Raw genomic sequence first — 15863 nt, forward strand, 5'->3', positions numbered from 1 at the left:
CTGGCTGTCGCCTCGCGGCGTCCCCGGTAAAATGGCGGCCGTCGTCACCTGCCCTCTTCCCCGGAATCGCATGCAACTGGATCATCTCAACCCGCCGCAACGCGCCGCCGTCAAATATCTGGACGGCCCCTGCCTGGTGCTGGCTGGCGCGGGCTCGGGCAAGACGCGGGTCATCACGCAAAAGATCGCCTATCTGATCCAGGCCGCGCAGATGGACGCGCGCAATATCGCCGCCATCACATTTACCAATAAAGCCGCGCGCGAAATGCAGGAACGCGTAGGCGGGCTGCTGCCGCCCGATCGCTTGCGCGGGCTGACGGTCAGTACGTTTCACTCGCTGGGCATGCGCATCCTGCGCGAAGAGGCCAAACATCTGGGCTATAAGCCGCAGTTTTCGATTCTGGATAGCGGCGATCAGTGGAAGATCATCGGCGATATCCTGGGCACCACCGATAAGCAACTGGTGCGCTCTACCATCTCGCGCATTTCCATGCTCAAAAGTGATCGCGTTTCGCCCGACCAGGCCTTACTGGGCGCGGATTCGGAAGGCGAATTGCATCTGGCCAAGCTATATCGCACCTATCAAGACACGCTGCAGGCGTATCAAGCCGTCGATTTTGATGACCTGATCCGCTTGCCGGTCGATCTGTTTGAGCAAAACCCCGATGTAACGCAAAAGTGGCAACAGCGTTTGCGCTATCTATTGGTCGATGAATATCAAGACACCAATACCACGCAATATTCGCTGCTCAAGTTTTTGACCGGCACGTCGGGCAAGTTCACCGCTGTGGGCGATGATGATCAGTCGATCTACGCCTGGCGTGGCGCTAATGTGGAAAATCTGGCGCTGTTAAAAACGGACTTTCCAGCGCTGGAAATCATCAAGCTGGAACAGAATTACCGCTCCGTCGCGCGTATTCTGCGATGCGCCAATGCGGTCATTTCCAACAACCCCAAATTGTTTGAAAAGACATTGTGGTCCGACCTGGGCATCGGCGATCCGATTCAGGTGATCGAATGCAAAGGCGAAGAGCACGAGGCCGAAATGGTCGCGATGAGCCTGCTAAACCACAAGTTTATCAACAACACCAAATTTGCTGATTACGCGGTGCTGTATCGCGGCAATCACCAGGCGCGGATTATCGAAACGCAGCTGCGGGAACATCGGATTCCCTATCAGATGGCGGGCGGCCAATCGTTTTTTGATCGCGCCGAAATCAAGGACATCCTGGCCTATTTGCGTTTGCTGGCTAACGAAGACGATGACCCGGCATTTATCCGCGCCATCACCACACCCAAACGCGGCGTGGGCAATGTCACGCTGGAAAAACTGGGCAATTACGCCAACACCCGGCAAATCTCGTTATTCCAGGCGGCATTTGAAGAAGGCTTTATTCATCAAGTGCAACCGGCGCAATACGAGCCGTTGCAAACCTTCTGCGACTTTATCAACCGGCTGCAACCGCGCGCCACGCGGGAAAGCGCTGGCGCGTTATTGCGCGAGATGCTGGCTGCCATCGATTACGAAACCTGGCTTTATGACAGTGACGATCCAAAACCGGCCGAAGCCAAATGGAAGAACGTGCTGGACTTCTGTGGCTGGGTCGACAAAAAAGGTGAAGAGCAAGGCAAAAGCCTGATTGAAATCTCGCAGACCATCGCCTTGATTACCATGCTGGAAGGCCGCGACGAAGACGAAGTGGACGCCGTCAGAATGTCCACCTTGCATGCGTCCAAAGGGCTGGAATATCCGCATGTGTTTTTGATTGGCTGCGAAGAAGATATCTTGCCGCACGCCAACTCGATTGAAAGCGGCATGGTGGAAGAAGAGCGCCGCTTGATGTATGTCGGTATTACCCGCGCGCAACGCAGTCTGACCATTTCTTATTGCGGCAAACGCAAACGCGCGGGCGAGTGGCAAATCTCCGAACCTTCACGTTTTTTGCGCGAATTGCCGGCTGAGGATATCCGCGTCACGGGCCGTATGGCCGCCGATAAAGGTAATCAGGTCACTCGTTCCGAAGGCCGCGCCATGCTGGCCGGAATGATGGCCAAATTAGGGGAGATGAAATGAAAGCAATCGCCGTCGATGCACACGTGGGTGAAGGCCAGTTTCCTGAATTTGCTCGGGGCACGCCGGTCACCTTGATCGCACCGAACGACAAATATCCGCACTGGTGGTCTTGCACCATTGAAGGGCATAACACCTATGTGCCCGACTATTACATCGTGGATGACAAGCTGGACCGCGGCTATAACCCCACCGAATTGCAAGCCGAACCCACCGATGAACTCGAAGTCTTTGCCATCAGTTACAGCTGGCTGGTGGCGCGCAATAACCGTACTGGCAAAGTGGGCTGGATACCGGCTGATAAAGTCGCCTCACCTTTGTAAACCTTTGTATATCAATACGCTTGCTCGTCAGTAAATGTGTATCGGATGTCCTGGAACCTACATCCGGCGTTGGCAATAACTGACGGCAAGCGCCTGGCCCCGAAAGCTCCCGTTAATGCTTTGCACCGTTTATCGGAAACGTCTTAAAACGATGCAACACAACGCATGTTTCTGGTGCGTTGCAAGGTGACAAACCGGTTAAAACGCGGTGTGATGGTTCTCACCAAGTCAGCCAGCACAGAGCCGACTGGATTCCACACAGCACGCGGAGCTGTTCATCGGTTTTGCTTACGGGGCATGTTATGTCGTTCTCATCCGTTCGTTTCTATCTGGTCCGTGAATGGCGCTGGTTTTGCTGGGCGCTGTCGTACAACTTTTTGCTGCGTTCCGAACCGCAACGCCGCGTCGCGTTTGATGAGATGAATCACCCGCCGCAGGCGCACTGACCGCGCTGAAGGCTACACGCTGATTGTGCCGGCGCTGCCCTGCAGTGCCGCAACGGTTGCCGCGCGCTGGCGCAATCGCAGATACTCGGCGCTCTTGTCTCTGGAGCCGCCATGACCTTCGCCCCCACCCTTGGCCGCTGGACCCAGCGCCTGTTACCGATTGCCGCCGCCCTGGGCGTTGCCAGCATTGTGCCCGCCAGCCACGCCGCGCCAGACCAACCCGCCGCATCCGATAGCCCGCCGGTGTTTGCCTATGTCGGCACCTATGCACCCAACGGCCAAGGCGTGTATCTGCTGCGCCAGGACCCGCAAACCGGCGCGTTGCAGCAAGTGGGCGTCTACCCCAGCGTGCCCAATCCGGCGCAATTTGCCATCAGTAAAGACACGCTGTACGTCGGCAGCGAATCGCCCAAACACGGCGAAGTGGCGGCGTATGCCATCGACCGGCGCACAGGCGCGCTGACACTGCGCAACCAGGTTGATGCCCAAGGCAAACAAACGGTGTATCTGGGATTGATCAACAACCAGCGCCAGCTGCTGGTGGCCAATTACGGTTCGGGCAGCGTGGCCCTGTTTGCGCTGGCGCAAGACGGCAGCCTGGGCGCAGCCAGCGATGTGCATCAAAGCGTTGGCCAACCCGGCGCGGCGCACCCCGCCGCAGCGGTGGAAGGCAGCTTTGCCGCCAGCGACCACAATGGCCCGCACGCGCATATGATCGCCGCCGACCCGAGCGGCCAGTTCGCCTTTTCCACCGACTTGGGGCTCGATCGCATCTACCAATGGCGCATCGACGCCGAGCACGGCAAGTTGCTGCCCAATGACCCGCCGTTTATCAACGCCAGTTCAGCCGGCGCTGGCCCGCGCCACTTTGTGTTTGGCGCGGATGGCAAACAGCTGTACCTGGTTAACGAAGAAGCCTCCACGCTAACGCACTACCGCCTTGATACCGGCAAGGGCACGCTGACCGAAGCCGCCTCGCTGTCCACGCTGCCGCCCGGCTTTAAAGGCACCAGCTTTGCTTCCGACATCCTGATCACGCCCGATGGCCGCTTTGTGTACGTGCTGAACCGCCTGCACGACAGCATTGCGCGCTTTGCGGTGGCGGCCGACGGATCGCTAAGCTGGCAAGACGACACCTGGACACGCGGCAGCTATCCCCGCACGCTCACGCTCGACCCCGCGGGCCGCTTTATCTATGTGGCCAACCAGCGCAGCGACCATATCGCCACCTTCAAGCTGGATGCCGCCAGCGGCAAGGTCGAATTTACCGGCCAGTACACCCCGGTGGGCGCGCCGTCGCAGCTGATCTTTTTGCGCTAACCGGCCGCTCGCGCTCTGCTCACGCCGCCTTGCCCACCCGCGCCCTCCAATCGGGCGCCGCAGGGCGGGCCGCGGCTGCTATAATTGCGCGTTTTTTCAGACCGTTAGCCCATTCCCCATGCCGCAAGCCCGGATCGAATCGCTGGACCATGAAGGTCACGGCGTTGCCCACGTAGAGGGCAAAACCATCTTCATCGACGGCGCACTGCCGTTCGAAACCGTTAGTTACACCAGCTATCGTCGCAAACCGACTTTCGAGAACGCACAGGCGACCGAAATCCAGAGCGAAAGCTTTATGCGCGTTAAGCCCAAGTGCCCGCACTTTGGCGTTTGCGGTGGCTGTTCGTTGCAGCACATGGAGTTCACTGCGCAAGTGGCGGCCAAACAACGCGTGCTGGAAGACAATCTGCAACGCATCGGCAACGTCAAAGCGCAGGCCATGATGCCGGCGCTGTACGGCTCGGAATGGGGTTATCGCCATCGCGCGCGGCTGTCCGTGCGCCACGTCGCCAAAAAAGGCGGCATGCTGGTCGGCTTTCATGAAAAACGCTCGTCGTTTATCGCCGATATGACCGAGTGCCACGTGCTGCCCAAGTCGATGTCGGACCAGCTGCCCGCATTACGCGAACTGACGCGCAAGCTGAGCATTTTTGATCGCATGCCGCAGATCGAACTGGCCATCGGCGAGAACATCACCGTGCTGGTGTTCCGCAATATGGAAGCGATTACGCCCGAAGACGAAGCGCACTTTGCCGCCTACGCCGACCAGTGGGGCGTGCAGATCTGGCTGCAACCCAAAGGCCCGGATACCGCCTACCCGCTTTATCCCAAAGACGCGCCCGCGCTGACGTATGAGATGCCTGAATTCGGCATCACCATGCCGTTCAAGCCCACCGAATTTACTCAGGTGAACCACGGCGTAAACCGCGTGATGGTGGAACGCGCCATCAATCTGCTCGACCCGCAACCGGGCGAAGTGATCGCCGACATGTTCTGCGGCCTGGGCAACTTTACCCTGCCCATCGCGCGTCGCGGCGCCAGGGTATTGGGCATGGAGGGCCTGCAACAACTGGTCGACCGCGCCTTTGAAGGTGCCCGCTTTAACGGCCTGCAAGACCGCACCGATTTCAAAGTGGCCAACCTGTTCGAGATGACCGAAGAGTGGCTGGATAAACTGGGCCACTTCGACAAAATGCTGATCGACCCGCCGCGCGACGGCGCCATGGAACTGGTTAAATCGATTAGCGCGGAAACCGGTCCGAAGCGGATTGTTTATGTGTCCTGTAACCCGTCGACGCTGGCGCGTGACGCCAATGTGCTGGTGAATGTGAAGGGCTATACGCTGAAATCGGCGGGGGTGGTGAATATGTTCCCGCATACGGGGCATGTGGAATCGATGGCGTGGTTTGAGAAAGAGTGATCAACGTTCTACCCGCCACAAGCCTCGACATTGCTCGGGGCTTTTTTACGTCCGCGCGCTTGCCTAAGCTCTCAATTGAGAGACAAAATACTCTCTCTATCGAGAGGCCCGAAATGTCGACCCATACCTCAATGTTGCATGTCCGCGTAGACGATCAGATCAAGAATCAAGCCGCCGAAACCTTGGCAAAATTTGGCCTGACCTTATCAGATGCCGTGCGTATTCTCCTGACTCGCGTCACAGAAGAAGGCGGTTTGCCGATCGGCTTGACCACCTCTGCCGACGCGTACGATGCCTGGTTTCGCGCCAAGGTCCATGAGGCGCTCACTGATCCAGGCCCCACGGTGGAACACGACAAGGTAATGGCAGATGCTTACGCGCTCATCAGGAGGATTGAAGAAAGTTGAGAGTGGGTCAGCCAGGCGCGCCAGGATCTTCAAGCAATCCTGCAATACATTGCTGCGGCCAATCCCCGTGCAGCGCGCGCCTTAGCCGACGATATTTCCCGCAAGGTTTCCGACCTTCGATCACAGTCGAAAATTTATCGCGTGGGTCGTGTCGCCGGGACACGTGAGTTGGTGGTCCGGTCCTGCTATTGCCTGATCTACCGCGACGAAGAGCACTGCATATACATCCTTCGGGTGTTGCACACCGCAATGGCATGGCCATAACGCGCAGCGGCACGTTCTAACCTGCCCGTATAATCCGCCTCATTCTCTTCCTCCGAGCCCCGCATGAGCGTCCTCGAAATCATCGGCTTTATCACCACGCTGTTAGCCATCTGGCTAGCCACGCGCGAGCATGTTTTAACCTGGCCATTGCAGCTGATCGCCAGCCTGCTTTATGTCTATCTTTTCGTCGATGCGCATTTGTTTGGCGAGAGCGTATTGCAATTTATCTATGCCGCATTGGCTATCTACGGCTGGTGGTGTTGGCGCAAGCCCAAAACGAATGAGGTGGTGGTGCCGGTATTGCCGGTCAGCCGACTCACGCGCCAACAATGGCTGCTTTATAACGGCTTGGGCATTGCTGGCACTTTGATTGTGTCGCAGCTGCAGGTTAATTTTTTGCCGACCGATGTGCCTTATCTGGATTCAACCCTGTTTGTCTTTGGCTTGATTGCGCAATGGATGCAGGCGCGCAAGCAGATTGAAAACTGGCCGTACTGGATTGTGCTGGATGTGATTGGCGCGGGCGTTTATCTGCACAAAGCGCTTTATTTAACCGCCGTGTTGTATCTGGTATTAGCCGCGTTGGCGGCGTGGGGCTGGCGGCAATGGCGGCGCGATTTGCAGGCGCAGGCCTGATGCGCAAAATCGCCATTGTCGGGCCGGAATCGAGCGGCAAGACCACGCTGGCGCAAGATCTGGCGCAGCGTCTGGCCTGCCCGTGGGTGGCCGAGTATGTGCGCGAGTATTTTGCGGCGCGCGCTGACGCGAGCTACGACTTACAAGACATTATCGAAATCGCCCGCGGCCAGTTAGCGGCGGAACACGCCGCGCCCGCCTCAACCGATCTGGTCTGCGATACCAACGGTCTGGTCTGCAAAATCTGGGCCGAAGTGCGTTTCGGCGTTTGCCCACCCGAGCTCGCCACGCTGTGGCCCGCCGCCAATTACGCGTTGCACGTACTGGTGCGCCCCGATATCCCATGGGAACCCGACCCGTTGCGCGAAAATCCGACTGACCGCGACTGGTTGTTTGGCTTGTACGCGACGGCGCTGGATGCGGCCGGCGTGCCGTGGATCAGCGTTGGCGGCTCAAGGTCCGAACGCGTCGATGCGGTGCTGGCCGCGCTGCAACACTGAAGATCGAGGATCCCGAAGATGGCTGACATCACCTTCTCCGCCGAGCAAAGCCGCGTGCTTAAACATAAACTGCGGCGTTATCTGGAAACCGAACTCGACATTGAGCTGGGTGATTTCGACGCCGAGTTCTTGCTCGAATTCATCAGCAAAACGCTGGGCGCGCATTACTACAACCAGGGCGTCGCGGATGCGATGGCCGTGCTGGAAGACAAGGTGGATGTATTGCGCGACGGCTTGATGATGTTGGAAAAACCGGTTTAACCCTTAGCCTTCTTTGGCTTGGCCTTGCTGGTCACATTGTGGTCAATGGCGGCCCGGATTAACGCTTTGAACGCCTCGGCATCCACCTCTTCGCCTTCGCGGATATTGATGGCGCGGCGGGCGTTGCCATCCAGGCTGGCATTAAACAGGCGGTGCGGATCAGGCAGTGCTGCCCCCTTGGCGAACGTCAGCTTGATCCACTGTTTATAAGATTCGCCCGTGCAGAGGATGCCAGCATGTTCAAACACGGGCGTACCCATCCATTTCCAGGTTTCCACCACCTCCGGATCGGCTTCGTGGATCAGCGCACGCATGCGCGCCAGCGTGGCGCCGCGCCAGTCGCCCAGGTCGGCGATTCGCTGGTCGATCAGCTCGCTGGCGGGCGCAGTGGAACTGCTTTCGGCTTTACTCATGCTTCGCAACTCCCCAAGGGCTATTGCGAAACATTGTAGACAGCGAGACTACCCCCGCGCAGCCAGATATCGTTCCACCGCCGCATCAACTACAGCCGGGGCAAAAATCGCGTCGCTGACGAGGTGCGCCGCGCCCAGCAATCCGGCGTCTTGCCCCAGCACGCTGTTCACGATCTGCAGATTCCGCGTGGCCAGTGGCAACGAGCGCCGGTACACCGTCTCGCGCACGGCCGCCAGCAAATAGCCTTGGCGTTGCGCCAGTTCGCCGCCCAATACCACCAGCGACGGGTTGAGCAAGCTGACCGACATGGCGATGGTTTCGCCGATCAGGCGGCCGGAATTTTGCAGTGCCGCCACCGCATCGGGTTCGCCGTCGTTGGCCAGTTTGGCCAGATCGCGCACGTTGCCGCAGGCGTGGCCGCCATCGTTCATTTGCCGCGTTAGCGCCCAGCCCGCTGCATACGCTTCCAGGCAGCCGCGATTACCGCAACGGCACACCGGCGGCTCGCCGCCGACCAGATTGCCGATATAAAAATGGCCCAGATCGCCCGCCGCGCCTTGCGCGCCGCGTTGCAGGTGGTTGTCCAGGATGATGCCCGCGCCGATGCCGGTGCTGATCTTGATGAATAACAGGTGGCCGGTGGCCGACGCCACCTCACGATGTTCACCCAGCGCCATCACGTTGACGTCTTTATCGACGATCACCGGGCAGGCGTAGCTGGCGGCAAAAAAGTCGGGGACGCGATAGCCATCCCAGCCCGTCATGATCGGCGGGCGCACCACTCGGCCTTGCGCAAATTCAACCGGGCCGGGCACGCCGATGCCAATACCGCGCACATCGCTGGCGCGGTGTTTTGATTCTTTCAGCACGTCCTTGAACTGGCGCGCCACTTCGCCCAGCACGATGTCGGGGCCGTCGGCGATGGTAATGCCCATTTGCCGCCGCGCCAGAATGCCGCGCTGCATATCGGTGACGGCGACTTGCATCGCGCCCGCGCCGATGGCGGCCAGCAGCATCACGCCGCCTTCGCGGTTGAGCTGAAAAGACCCGGTGGGGCGGCCGCCGGTGCTGTTTTCATTGGCGGCAGGCGCGATATAGCCTGCACCGACCAGGCCGTCGATGCGTTGCGCCACGGTGGAGCGCGAAAGACCGGTGGTGTCCATGATCTGCGCTCGCGTGATGGCCACGCCGTTGCGGATCAGCGCCAGTATCTGGCCGGGTCCATCGATCAAACCCGCGGTTTCGTTGGGCTGAAGGCTCATTGTGTAGATGTGTTCTAAGGCTGATGCGACGAATTGTAGCGCAAGAAAACGGCATTTGCGTTTTTCTTTGTTGACTTATGCGTAACCGTTACGCATTATGTGCTCACGATTTGTGCATTACCCCATTTTTGTTGGTGCATTTACAGGAGCACGAGTGATGAATCCATTAGGCATACACGCATTGGTCTGGGCCGGCGACCTGACCCCCGAAGGCGCACGCAAGGTAATCACCCAGAGCAAGGCGGCTGGTTTTGATCTGGTGGAATTGTCACTGCATGACCCGAAAGTGATGGACGTTGCGTTAACCCGCAGCCTGCTGGAAGAACACGGCCTCAAGGTGGGCTGCTCGCGCGGTCTGGCTTTCAGCGCTGATGTGTCCAGCGATGATCCGGCCATCGTGGCCAAAGGCGTGGCACTGCTGGAAGAAGCGGTCAACCTGACCCACGCCTTGGGCGGTTCTTATTACGGTGGCGTGCCATACAGCGCGCTGGGCAAATATGGCCAGCCGGTGACGGCTCTGGGCCGCAAACACGTGGTGGAAAGCCTGCGTCGCTTGTCTGATCTGGCTGCGGCCAAAGGCGTCACCATCGGCATCGAAGTGGTGAACCGCTATGAAAGCAACGTCATCAACACCGCCCGTCAGGCGCTGGCCTTGATTGATGAAGTGGGCGCGTCCAACCTGGTGGTCCACCTCGATACCTATCATATGAATATCGAAGAAGTGGACTTTGTGCAGCCGGTGCTGGAATGCGGCGACCGTCTGGGTTACGTGCATATCGGCGAAAGCCATCGCGGTTACCTCGGCTCGGGCACCATCGATTTCACCAGCTTCTTCCATGCGCTGGCCGCCATTAATTATCAAGGCCCGATCACGTTTGAAAGCTTCTCCTCCACCGTGGTGGCGCAGGGCTTGTCCAACGATCTGGCCGTGTGGCGCAACTTGTGGGATGACGGCATGGATCTGGCCACGCATGCGCGCAGCTTTATTCTGGCGCAGGCCAAAGGTGCGGGCCTTGGCGTGACGGGTCGCGCATACTAAGCGTCCTTTTTTTGCGTCCGTAACCCAATCCAGGATCAATACGATGTCCAATCCTACCGTTTCTGTGCAGATCGCCGCGCATTACATCGAGCGGATCGAGGCCCTGTTGGCCGACGGCCAACGCCACATCCTCGGCCTGGTCGGTGCGCCGGGTTCTGGCAAATCGACGTTGTCGGCGGCCTTGCTGGCGCATTTTGGCGAGCGTGCAGTGGTGGTGCCGATGGATGGCTATCACCTGGCCAATGTCGAGCTGGCGCGTCTGGGCCGGGCCCAACGCAAAGGCGCGGAAGACACGTTCGACAGCGCGGGCTATGTCAGCTTGCTGCGCCGACTGCGCGAACCGGTGGCGGGCGAGATCGTCTATGCACCGGAATTCCGCCGCGAGATCGAAGAACCCATCGCTGGCGCGATTCCGGTCTTCCCCGACACGCAACTGGTGATCACCGAAGGCAACTATCTGCTGCTGGATCATGGTCACTGGACGCACGTCTACGGACTGCTGGATGAAGTCTGGTATGTCGATGTGGACGACGCCCTGCGCCAGCAACGGCTGGTGCAACGCCATATGCAGTTTGGTCGCGACGAAGCGGCCGCCAAAGCGTGGGTGATCAACACCGACGAACCCAATGCCGTACGCATCGCCGCAACCCGCGCGCGGGCCGATGTGGTGTTTAGCGTTTAGCGGGCAACGACTGCGCCCGCCTGGCCAACGCCAGCGGGCCGGTTTCCAATAAACCGGGCCTTAATGCAGCCCGGAACCAGGAGCGACGTACGATGAAGCAATTCAAAAAAATGACGCTGGCACTGACCGGCGCAATGCTGATTTCCGGTATGGCCCAAGCGGCCGATGTGGCCATGGTGCTGAAGACCTTGTCGGGTCCGTACTGGGTGGCCATGCGCGACGGTATTCAGGCCGAAGCCAAAAAACGCAATGTGCAAGTCGATATCCTGGCCCCGGCCAGCGAGGACGATCTGCAAGGCCAGCAACGCCTGGTTGAGGACGTGGTTAACAAAAGCTACAAGGGCATCGGTGTTGCGCCGATTTCGCCGGTAAACCTGGTGCAGGCGATTGCTCGCGCCAACAAGAAAGGCACGTATGTAGTCAACATCGACGAGAAAGTCGACGTTAACCAGTTGCGTGCCCTGGGCGGCAGCGTCGTGGGTTTTGCCAGTACCGATAACGTGGCGCTGGGCGAAAAAGCCGGCAAGTACATCGCCTCGTTGCTGGGCAAAGGTCCGCATAAAGTGGCGGTCATCGAAGGCAAGGCCGGCAATGTGTCGGGCGATGCGCGCCGCACCGGTGTCGACAAGGCGTTCAAGGATGCGGGCATTACCGTGGTGTCCAGCCAGCCCGCTGACTGGGACCGCGCCAAGGCGCTGGATGTGGTGACCAACATCCTGCAACGCAACCCGGACCTGAACGCGATCTACGCCGCCAACGACACGATGGCGCTGGGCGCAGTGCAGGCGGTTAAAAACGCCGGCAAGTTGGGCAAAGTGATTGTGGTAGGTACCGATGGCGTGCCGGAAGCGCTGGATAGCGTCAAACGCGGCGAACTGACCGCCACCGTGGCGCAAAACCCGGCTGCGATTGGCGCCAAGTGCCTGGATATGCTGCTGGATGCCGTCGCCAAAAAACCGCCGATGGACCCGAAAGCCGAGCCGAACTTCGCCCCGGTCGATTCGTATGTGGTTAACAAGAGCGGCCGCGTCAACTAAGTTGGCCTGACCGTAAAAAGCCGCGGCTACGCACGCCCCCGCGTGCGTGGCCCGGCTTCATCCGAAGTACGGGAGTACGCGCCATGGTTGCATTGGTGGCAGTCAAAGGCATTACCAAGCGGTTTCCGGGCACCGTTGCGTTGCAGGATGTCAGCTTTGATATCCGCGCTGGCGAAGTGCACGTGCTGCTGGGCGAAAACGGCGCGGGCAAATCCACGCTGATGAAAATCCTCAGCGGCATTTACCAGCCTACCTCGGGCCAGATTACGCTGGGCGACACCACGTATGAGCAGCTGACGCCCAATCTGTCGAAGGCCTACGGCATCCGGCTAATCTATCAAGAATTGTCGGTGGTCGACTATCTGAGCATCGAAGAAAACCTGTTTATCGGCAATCTGCCCACCTGCAAAAAGTGGGGCCTTAATGTCGTTGACCGCGTCACCATCCGCAAAAAGGCGCAAGAAGCGATGCGCCGCGTGGGCCTGAAGCGGCATCCGGCCATGCTGGTGGGTGATCTGTCGATCTCGGAAAAACAGCAGGTCGAAATTGCCAAGGCGCTGGCCAGCGACGCCCGCGTCATCATCATGGACGAACCCACGTCATCGCTGACCGATGAAGAAGTGGCGCATTTGTTCAAGGTGATTCAGGAGCTGAAGGCCCAAGGCATCGGCCTGGTCTACATCTCGCACAAGCTCAAAGAAATTCCGATTGTGGGTGACCGTGTTTCGGTGCTGAAAGATGGCCGTTACGTGGGCACCTATGACGCCCGCACCACCTCCACCGACAAACTGGTGGCCGCCATGGTGGGCCGCGAAATTACCCACAGCCGGCCCGATCCCACGCGAGAAGCCGGGGCCAGCACCGTGTTTGCGGTGGACAAGGTCAGCTCCAAAGATGGCCGCGTGCGCGATGTCAGTTTTCAACTGCGCCAGGGCGAAATCCTCGGCTTTGCCGGGCTGATTGGCTCGGGCCGCAGCGAGCTGATGGAAACCATTTTTGGCGCACGTGAACGCAACGGTGGCGACATCACGCTCAACGGCAAGGTGATCAACCCGGACAGCCCGTATGCCGCCATCAAGGCGGGCCTGGCGCTGGTGACGGAAGACCGTCGTCACACCGGCTTTTTCCACAATTTTTCGATTGCGGAAAACATCTCGATTTTGCCGATGCTGAAAACCGCACACCGGCAACTGTCGCTGGAACGCATCGACTTTGCCGAAGAAAAACAGTTTGGCGACGACTACAAGGCGCGTTTGCGCATCCGCTGTTCGTCGCCCGCGCAAAACATTACCGAGCTGTCTGGCGGTAATCAGCAAAAGGCCATCATCGCCAAATGGCTGGCCGCCAAAAGTGACCTGTTTATTTTTGACGAGCCCACGCGCGGTATCGACGTGGGCGCCAAAAGCGAGATCTATCAGATTTTGCGAGAGCTGGCCGATGCCGGCAAAGGCATCATCGTGGTCTCGTCCGAACTGCCCGAACTGCTGAGTGTGTGCGACCGCATCGCGGTCTATCGCAACGGCAGCATTGCCGAGGTGTTTAACAACGCCGACGCCACCGAAGAAAACATCATGCATGTGGCCACGGCTTGACGCCTGGCCTCGGAGATGAAGATCATGATTCAGACCGAAACCGCAGTGGAAACCGCCGCTGTGACACCCTCCCCCGCAAAACGCGACTTCGCCCAGCTGTGGCAGAACTACGGCACCTTTGGTGTGCTGGTGATTCTGCTGGTGTTATCCAGCGCGCTTAGCCCGCAATACTTTCTGACCACCGACAACCTGCTGCAGGTATTGCTGCAAAGCTCGGTGATGGTGCTGCTGGCATGTGGCGTGTTCTTTACCATCCTGATTGCGGGCATCGATTTGTCGGTGGGCTCGATGCTGGCGCTCACCGGCATGGTTACCGCGCAACTGATGATGGCGGGCTGCCCATTCTGGCTGGCCATTTTGCTGGGCGGCGTATTGTTGGGCGGCCTGTTGGGCGCGGTGAATGGCTTGCTGGTTAATTTAACCGGGCTGCATCCCTTCATTATTACGCTGGGCACGGTGGCGATTTATCGTGGCGTGACGCTGATTATCTCCAACGCGGCGTCGGTGTTCGGCTTTGATCCGCGCTTTGGCGACATCATCGCGGGCCGGGTGGTTGGTGTGCCGGTGCCGGTGCTGATTGCGCTGGTAGTGGCCGGGGTGCTGTGGTTTGTCACCAAGTACACGCGCCTGGGTCGCAATATCTATGCGCTGGGCGGCAACGCGCAGGCGGCTTACTTCTCCGGCATTAACGTCAAGCTGCACACGCTGGTGGTGTTTGTGATCTCGGGCATCTGCGCGGGGATTGCCGGTGTGATTACCGTGGCGCGCACCTCGGCTGCCGAACCGAACGCCGGCGTGGGCTTTGAAACCTTTGCCATCGCCTCGGCCATTATTGGCGGCACCAGCTTCTTTGGCGGCCGCGGCAAGATTCCGGGCGTGGTGGTCGGTGGTCTGATCATTGGTGTGATCAACAACATTCTTAACCTGCTGAATGTGCAGTCGTACTACCAGCAGATCGTGATGGGCGCGCTGATTATCGCTGCCGTCACCGTTGATAAATTCTTTGGCAAAAAGAACGCGCGATGAGCACGTCAGCCGCACTCACCCAGTGGGATCTGGTATGGCCGCATGGTTCGCTCAGCGTGCAAGCGCTAGGCGGCATGCTGGCCCCGGTGACCTTTTATTTGCACGATGCCGCCGGCGAACGCGCGGTGTCGCCGCTGCAAGTGACGCCATGGCAGCCCGACCCCGCCTTGCCCGGCATCTTGCGTAGTTTGCGCGGCAGTTGGCCGTGCGTGCCGTTTGGCATGACCCAGCCGCCCGCCGATCTGCCCGCCAGTTGGGCCACGCATGCCAGTGACAGCCCGTGGGACCACGGCTTTGCTGCCAATCACGAATGGCAACTGGTGGCGCGAAGTGATTCCAGCCTGACCATTGCGATTGATCTACCTGCCGCCGAGCCGATTGCGCGGCTGGAGCAGTGCATTGCGGTGGACCCGGATGCCGCCGCGGTCAGCGTTACCTTGCTGGTACACGCCCGCCGCGCCGTTACCTTGCCGGTGGCGCTGCACCCGACCTTTACCGTACCGGCGGACGGCGTGGACGTGCTGGGCTGCGGCTTCAGCCACATCGAAACCTATCCGGTGCCGCAAGAACCGGGGGTTTCGCGCATCAAACCAAACACGCAAGCGCAGGGACTGAACGCGCTGCCGACTGCTGACGGCGCGCTGGATCTGACGCGTTTGCCGTTGCCGATCAAGACGGAAGAGCTGTTCCAGTTGGTCGATTGCAAACCGCCGTTTGTGTTGCGCTACCCCACCGGCACAGTGGAGCTGGAATGGGATAGCAAACAGTTGCCCGATGCGCTGGTGTGGATCAGCAATGCGGGGCGTGACCACGCGCCGTGGAATGGTCGGCATTACGCCATCGGGATTGAGCCGGCTAATAGCGTGTTTGATCTGGCGCGGGTTGCGACGCCGCCGGCGGAGCATGGGCTGGCGCAACGCCAGGGCATCGCGTTTAGCCCTGAGCGCGTCACCGAAATCACGTGGCGGTTATCCGCACGATAGCGTCTTGAGAGTAGGGTGCGTTACCCCGGAGGGGCAACGCACATTTCGGTTATGCCATGGACGGTGGATGGCCCCTTGGGGGCCGAGGCTGGCGCCTCAAAATGTGCGTTGCCTCCCGCGGGGGTAACGCACCCTGCGCAGCATTCTTTTTAGATGCGGGTCGGATAACAAAACACCGCC

General features: G+C 59.4%; 17 protein-coding genes and 1 pseudogene. 16 read left to right on the top strand and 2 right to left on the bottom strand.

The annotated features are described in order from the left end of the window. The first annotated feature begins 70 nt into the window (after nt 1–70). The 10 genes and pseudogenes from WG78_RS21550 (at nt 71) to WG78_RS21585 (ending at nt 7648) form a co-directional block, all read left to right on the top strand. Entirely contained in the window at nt 71–2074 is a 2004-nt protein-coding gene (locus WG78_RS21550) for a UvrD-helicase domain-containing protein (RefSeq protein ID WP_053939910.1), read from the top strand. Next, nucleotides 2071–2394, top strand: coding sequence for an SH3 domain-containing protein (locus WG78_RS21555; RefSeq protein ID WP_053939911.1), 324 nt, complete (start codon nt 2071–2073; stop codon nt 2392–2394). Before WG78_RS21550 ends, WG78_RS21555 begins: the two co-directional genes overlap by 4 nt. Before the next feature lie 302 nt (nt 2395–2696). Continuing rightward, complete coding sequence (locus WG78_RS22790) at nt 2697–2840, top strand: hypothetical protein (protein ID WP_161805180.1); 144 nt, start codon at nt 2697–2699, stop codon at nt 2838–2840. Between the two features lie 111 nt (nt 2841–2951). Continuing rightward, entirely contained in the window at nt 2952–4160 is a 1209-nt protein-coding gene (locus WG78_RS21560) for a lactonase family protein (protein WP_053939912.1), read from the top strand. A 118-nt stretch (nt 4161–4278) separates the two neighbouring features. Next, a complete protein-coding gene (gene rlmD, locus WG78_RS21565; protein ID WP_053939913.1) occupies nt 4279–5580 on the top strand; it encodes a 23S rRNA (uracil(1939)-C(5))-methyltransferase RlmD in 1302 nt (433 codons plus the stop codon). 113 nt (nt 5581–5693) lie between these two features. Beyond that, complete coding sequence (locus tag WG78_RS21570; RefSeq protein WP_053939992.1) at nt 5694–5987, top strand: type II toxin-antitoxin system RelB/DinJ family antitoxin; 294 nt, start codon at nt 5694–5696, stop codon at nt 5985–5987. 12 nt (nt 5988–5999) lie between these two features. Then, nucleotides 6000–6251: pseudogene (locus WG78_RS22250) on the top strand (type II toxin-antitoxin system RelE/ParE family toxin); the annotation flags it as partial. 63 nt (nt 6252–6314) lie between these two features. Further along, on the top strand, nt 6315–6887 hold the full coding sequence (pnuC, locus tag WG78_RS21575) for a nicotinamide riboside transporter PnuC (RefSeq protein ID WP_053939914.1): 573 nt from the start codon (nt 6315–6317) through the stop codon (nt 6885–6887). Then, nucleotides 6887–7387 carry an AAA family ATPase gene (locus WG78_RS21580; protein ID WP_053939993.1) on the top strand — a complete coding sequence of 167 codons (501 nt, stop codon included), beginning with the start codon at nt 6887–6889 and terminating at the stop codon, nt 7385–7387. Before pnuC ends, WG78_RS21580 begins: the two co-directional genes overlap by 1 nt. Nucleotides 7388–7405: 18 nt before the next feature. Then, the gene (locus tag WG78_RS21585) at nt 7406–7648 is read left to right on the top strand and encodes a DUF2164 domain-containing protein (RefSeq protein ID WP_053939915.1); all 243 of its coding nucleotides are present in this window, start codon (nt 7406–7408) and stop codon (nt 7646–7648) included. Here WG78_RS21585 and WG78_RS21590 read toward each other — a convergent pair. After that, nucleotides 7645–8061, bottom strand: coding sequence for a DUF1801 domain-containing protein (locus tag WG78_RS21590; protein ID WP_053939916.1), 417 nt, complete (start codon nt 8059–8061; stop codon nt 7645–7647). The genes WG78_RS21585 and WG78_RS21590 overlap by 4 nt on opposite strands. Before the next feature lie 48 nt (nt 8062–8109). Then, nucleotides 8110–9324 (bottom strand): ROK family transcriptional regulator, encoded by a 1215-nt coding sequence (locus WG78_RS21595; RefSeq protein ID WP_053939917.1) that lies wholly within the window; start codon nt 9322–9324, stop codon nt 8110–8112. A 157-nt stretch (nt 9325–9481) separates the two neighbouring features. Here WG78_RS21595 and WG78_RS21600 point away from each other — a divergent pair, with 157 nt between their 5' ends. The 6 genes from WG78_RS21600 to WG78_RS21625 all read left to right on the top strand — a co-directional run bounded on the left by WG78_RS21600 (nt 9482) and on the right by WG78_RS21625 (nt 15683). Beyond that, nucleotides 9482–10363: a sugar phosphate isomerase/epimerase family protein gene (locus WG78_RS21600; RefSeq protein WP_053939918.1), complete on the top strand. Its 882-nt coding sequence runs from the start codon at nt 9482–9484 to the stop codon at nt 10361–10363. Between the two features lie 43 nt (nt 10364–10406). Further along, nucleotides 10407–11045 (top strand): nucleoside/nucleotide kinase family protein, encoded by a 639-nt coding sequence (locus WG78_RS21605; RefSeq protein ID WP_053939919.1) that lies wholly within the window; start codon nt 10407–10409, stop codon nt 11043–11045. Between the two features lie 92 nt (nt 11046–11137). Then, nucleotides 11138–12082, top strand: coding sequence for a D-allose transporter substrate-binding protein (gene alsB / locus WG78_RS21610; RefSeq protein ID WP_053939920.1), 945 nt, complete (start codon nt 11138–11140; stop codon nt 12080–12082). A gap of 83 nt (nt 12083–12165) precedes the next feature. Next, on the top strand, nt 12166–13674 hold the full coding sequence (locus WG78_RS21615; protein WP_053939921.1) for a sugar ABC transporter ATP-binding protein: 1509 nt from the start codon (nt 12166–12168) through the stop codon (nt 13672–13674). Nucleotides 13675–13689: 15 nt separating this feature from the next. Further along, nucleotides 13690–14700 (top strand): D-allose ABC transporter permease, encoded by a 1011-nt coding sequence (alsC, locus tag WG78_RS21620; protein ID WP_083459531.1) that lies wholly within the window; start codon nt 13690–13692, stop codon nt 14698–14700. After that, the gene (locus tag WG78_RS21625) at nt 14697–15683 is read left to right on the top strand and encodes an aldose epimerase family protein (protein ID WP_053939922.1); all 987 of its coding nucleotides are present in this window, start codon (nt 14697–14699) and stop codon (nt 15681–15683) included. The genes alsC and WG78_RS21625 overlap by 4 nt, the downstream gene beginning before the upstream one ends. The last annotated feature ends 180 nt before the right edge of the window (nt 15684–15863 follow it).

It is taken from the genome of Amantichitinum ursilacus (assembly GCF_001294205.1).
Classification (GTDB): domain Bacteria; phylum Pseudomonadota; class Gammaproteobacteria; order Burkholderiales; family Chitinibacteraceae; genus Amantichitinum; species Amantichitinum ursilacus.

Bases quoted from the DNA above. Each gene is read 5' to 3' on its own strand.
- WG78_RS21550 (WP_053939910.1), top strand. From the start codon at position 71: ATGCAACTGGATCATCTCAACCCGCCGCAACGCGCCGCCGTCAAATAT.
- WG78_RS21555 (WP_053939911.1), top strand. From the start codon at position 2,071: ATGAAAGCAATCGCCGTCGATGCACACGTGGGTGAAGGCCAGTTTCCT.
- WG78_RS22790 (WP_161805180.1), top strand. From the start codon at position 2,697: ATGTCGTTCTCATCCGTTCGTTTCTATCTGGTCCGTGAATGGCGCTGG.
- WG78_RS21560 (WP_053939912.1), top strand. From the start codon at position 2,952: ATGACCTTCGCCCCCACCCTTGGCCGCTGGACCCAGCGCCTGTTACCG.
- rlmD (WP_053939913.1), top strand. From the start codon at position 4,279: ATGCCGCAAGCCCGGATCGAATCGCTGGACCATGAAGGTCACGGCGTT.
- WG78_RS21570 (WP_053939992.1), top strand. From the start codon at position 5,694: ATGTCGACCCATACCTCAATGTTGCATGTCCGCGTAGACGATCAGATC.
- pnuC (WP_053939914.1), top strand. From the start codon at position 6,315: ATGAGCGTCCTCGAAATCATCGGCTTTATCACCACGCTGTTAGCCATC.
- WG78_RS21580 (WP_053939993.1), top strand. From the start codon at position 6,887: ATGCGCAAAATCGCCATTGTCGGGCCGGAATCGAGCGGCAAGACCACG.
- WG78_RS21585 (WP_053939915.1), top strand. From the start codon at position 7,406: ATGGCTGACATCACCTTCTCCGCCGAGCAAAGCCGCGTGCTTAAACAT.
- WG78_RS21590 (WP_053939916.1), bottom strand. From the start codon at position 8,061: ATGAGTAAAGCCGAAAGCAGTTCCACTGCGCCCGCCAGCGAGCTGATC.
- WG78_RS21595 (WP_053939917.1), bottom strand. From the start codon at position 9,324: ATGAGCCTTCAGCCCAACGAAACCGCGGGTTTGATCGATGGACCCGGC.
- WG78_RS21600 (WP_053939918.1), top strand. From the start codon at position 9,482: ATGAATCCATTAGGCATACACGCATTGGTCTGGGCCGGCGACCTGACC.
- WG78_RS21605 (WP_053939919.1), top strand. From the start codon at position 10,407: ATGTCCAATCCTACCGTTTCTGTGCAGATCGCCGCGCATTACATCGAG.
- alsB (WP_053939920.1), top strand. From the start codon at position 11,138: ATGAAGCAATTCAAAAAAATGACGCTGGCACTGACCGGCGCAATGCTG.
- WG78_RS21615 (WP_053939921.1), top strand. From the start codon at position 12,166: ATGGTTGCATTGGTGGCAGTCAAAGGCATTACCAAGCGGTTTCCGGGC.
- alsC (WP_083459531.1), top strand. From the start codon at position 13,690: ATGAAGATCATGATTCAGACCGAAACCGCAGTGGAAACCGCCGCTGTG.
- WG78_RS21625 (WP_053939922.1), top strand. From the start codon at position 14,697: ATGAGCACGTCAGCCGCACTCACCCAGTGGGATCTGGTATGGCCGCAT.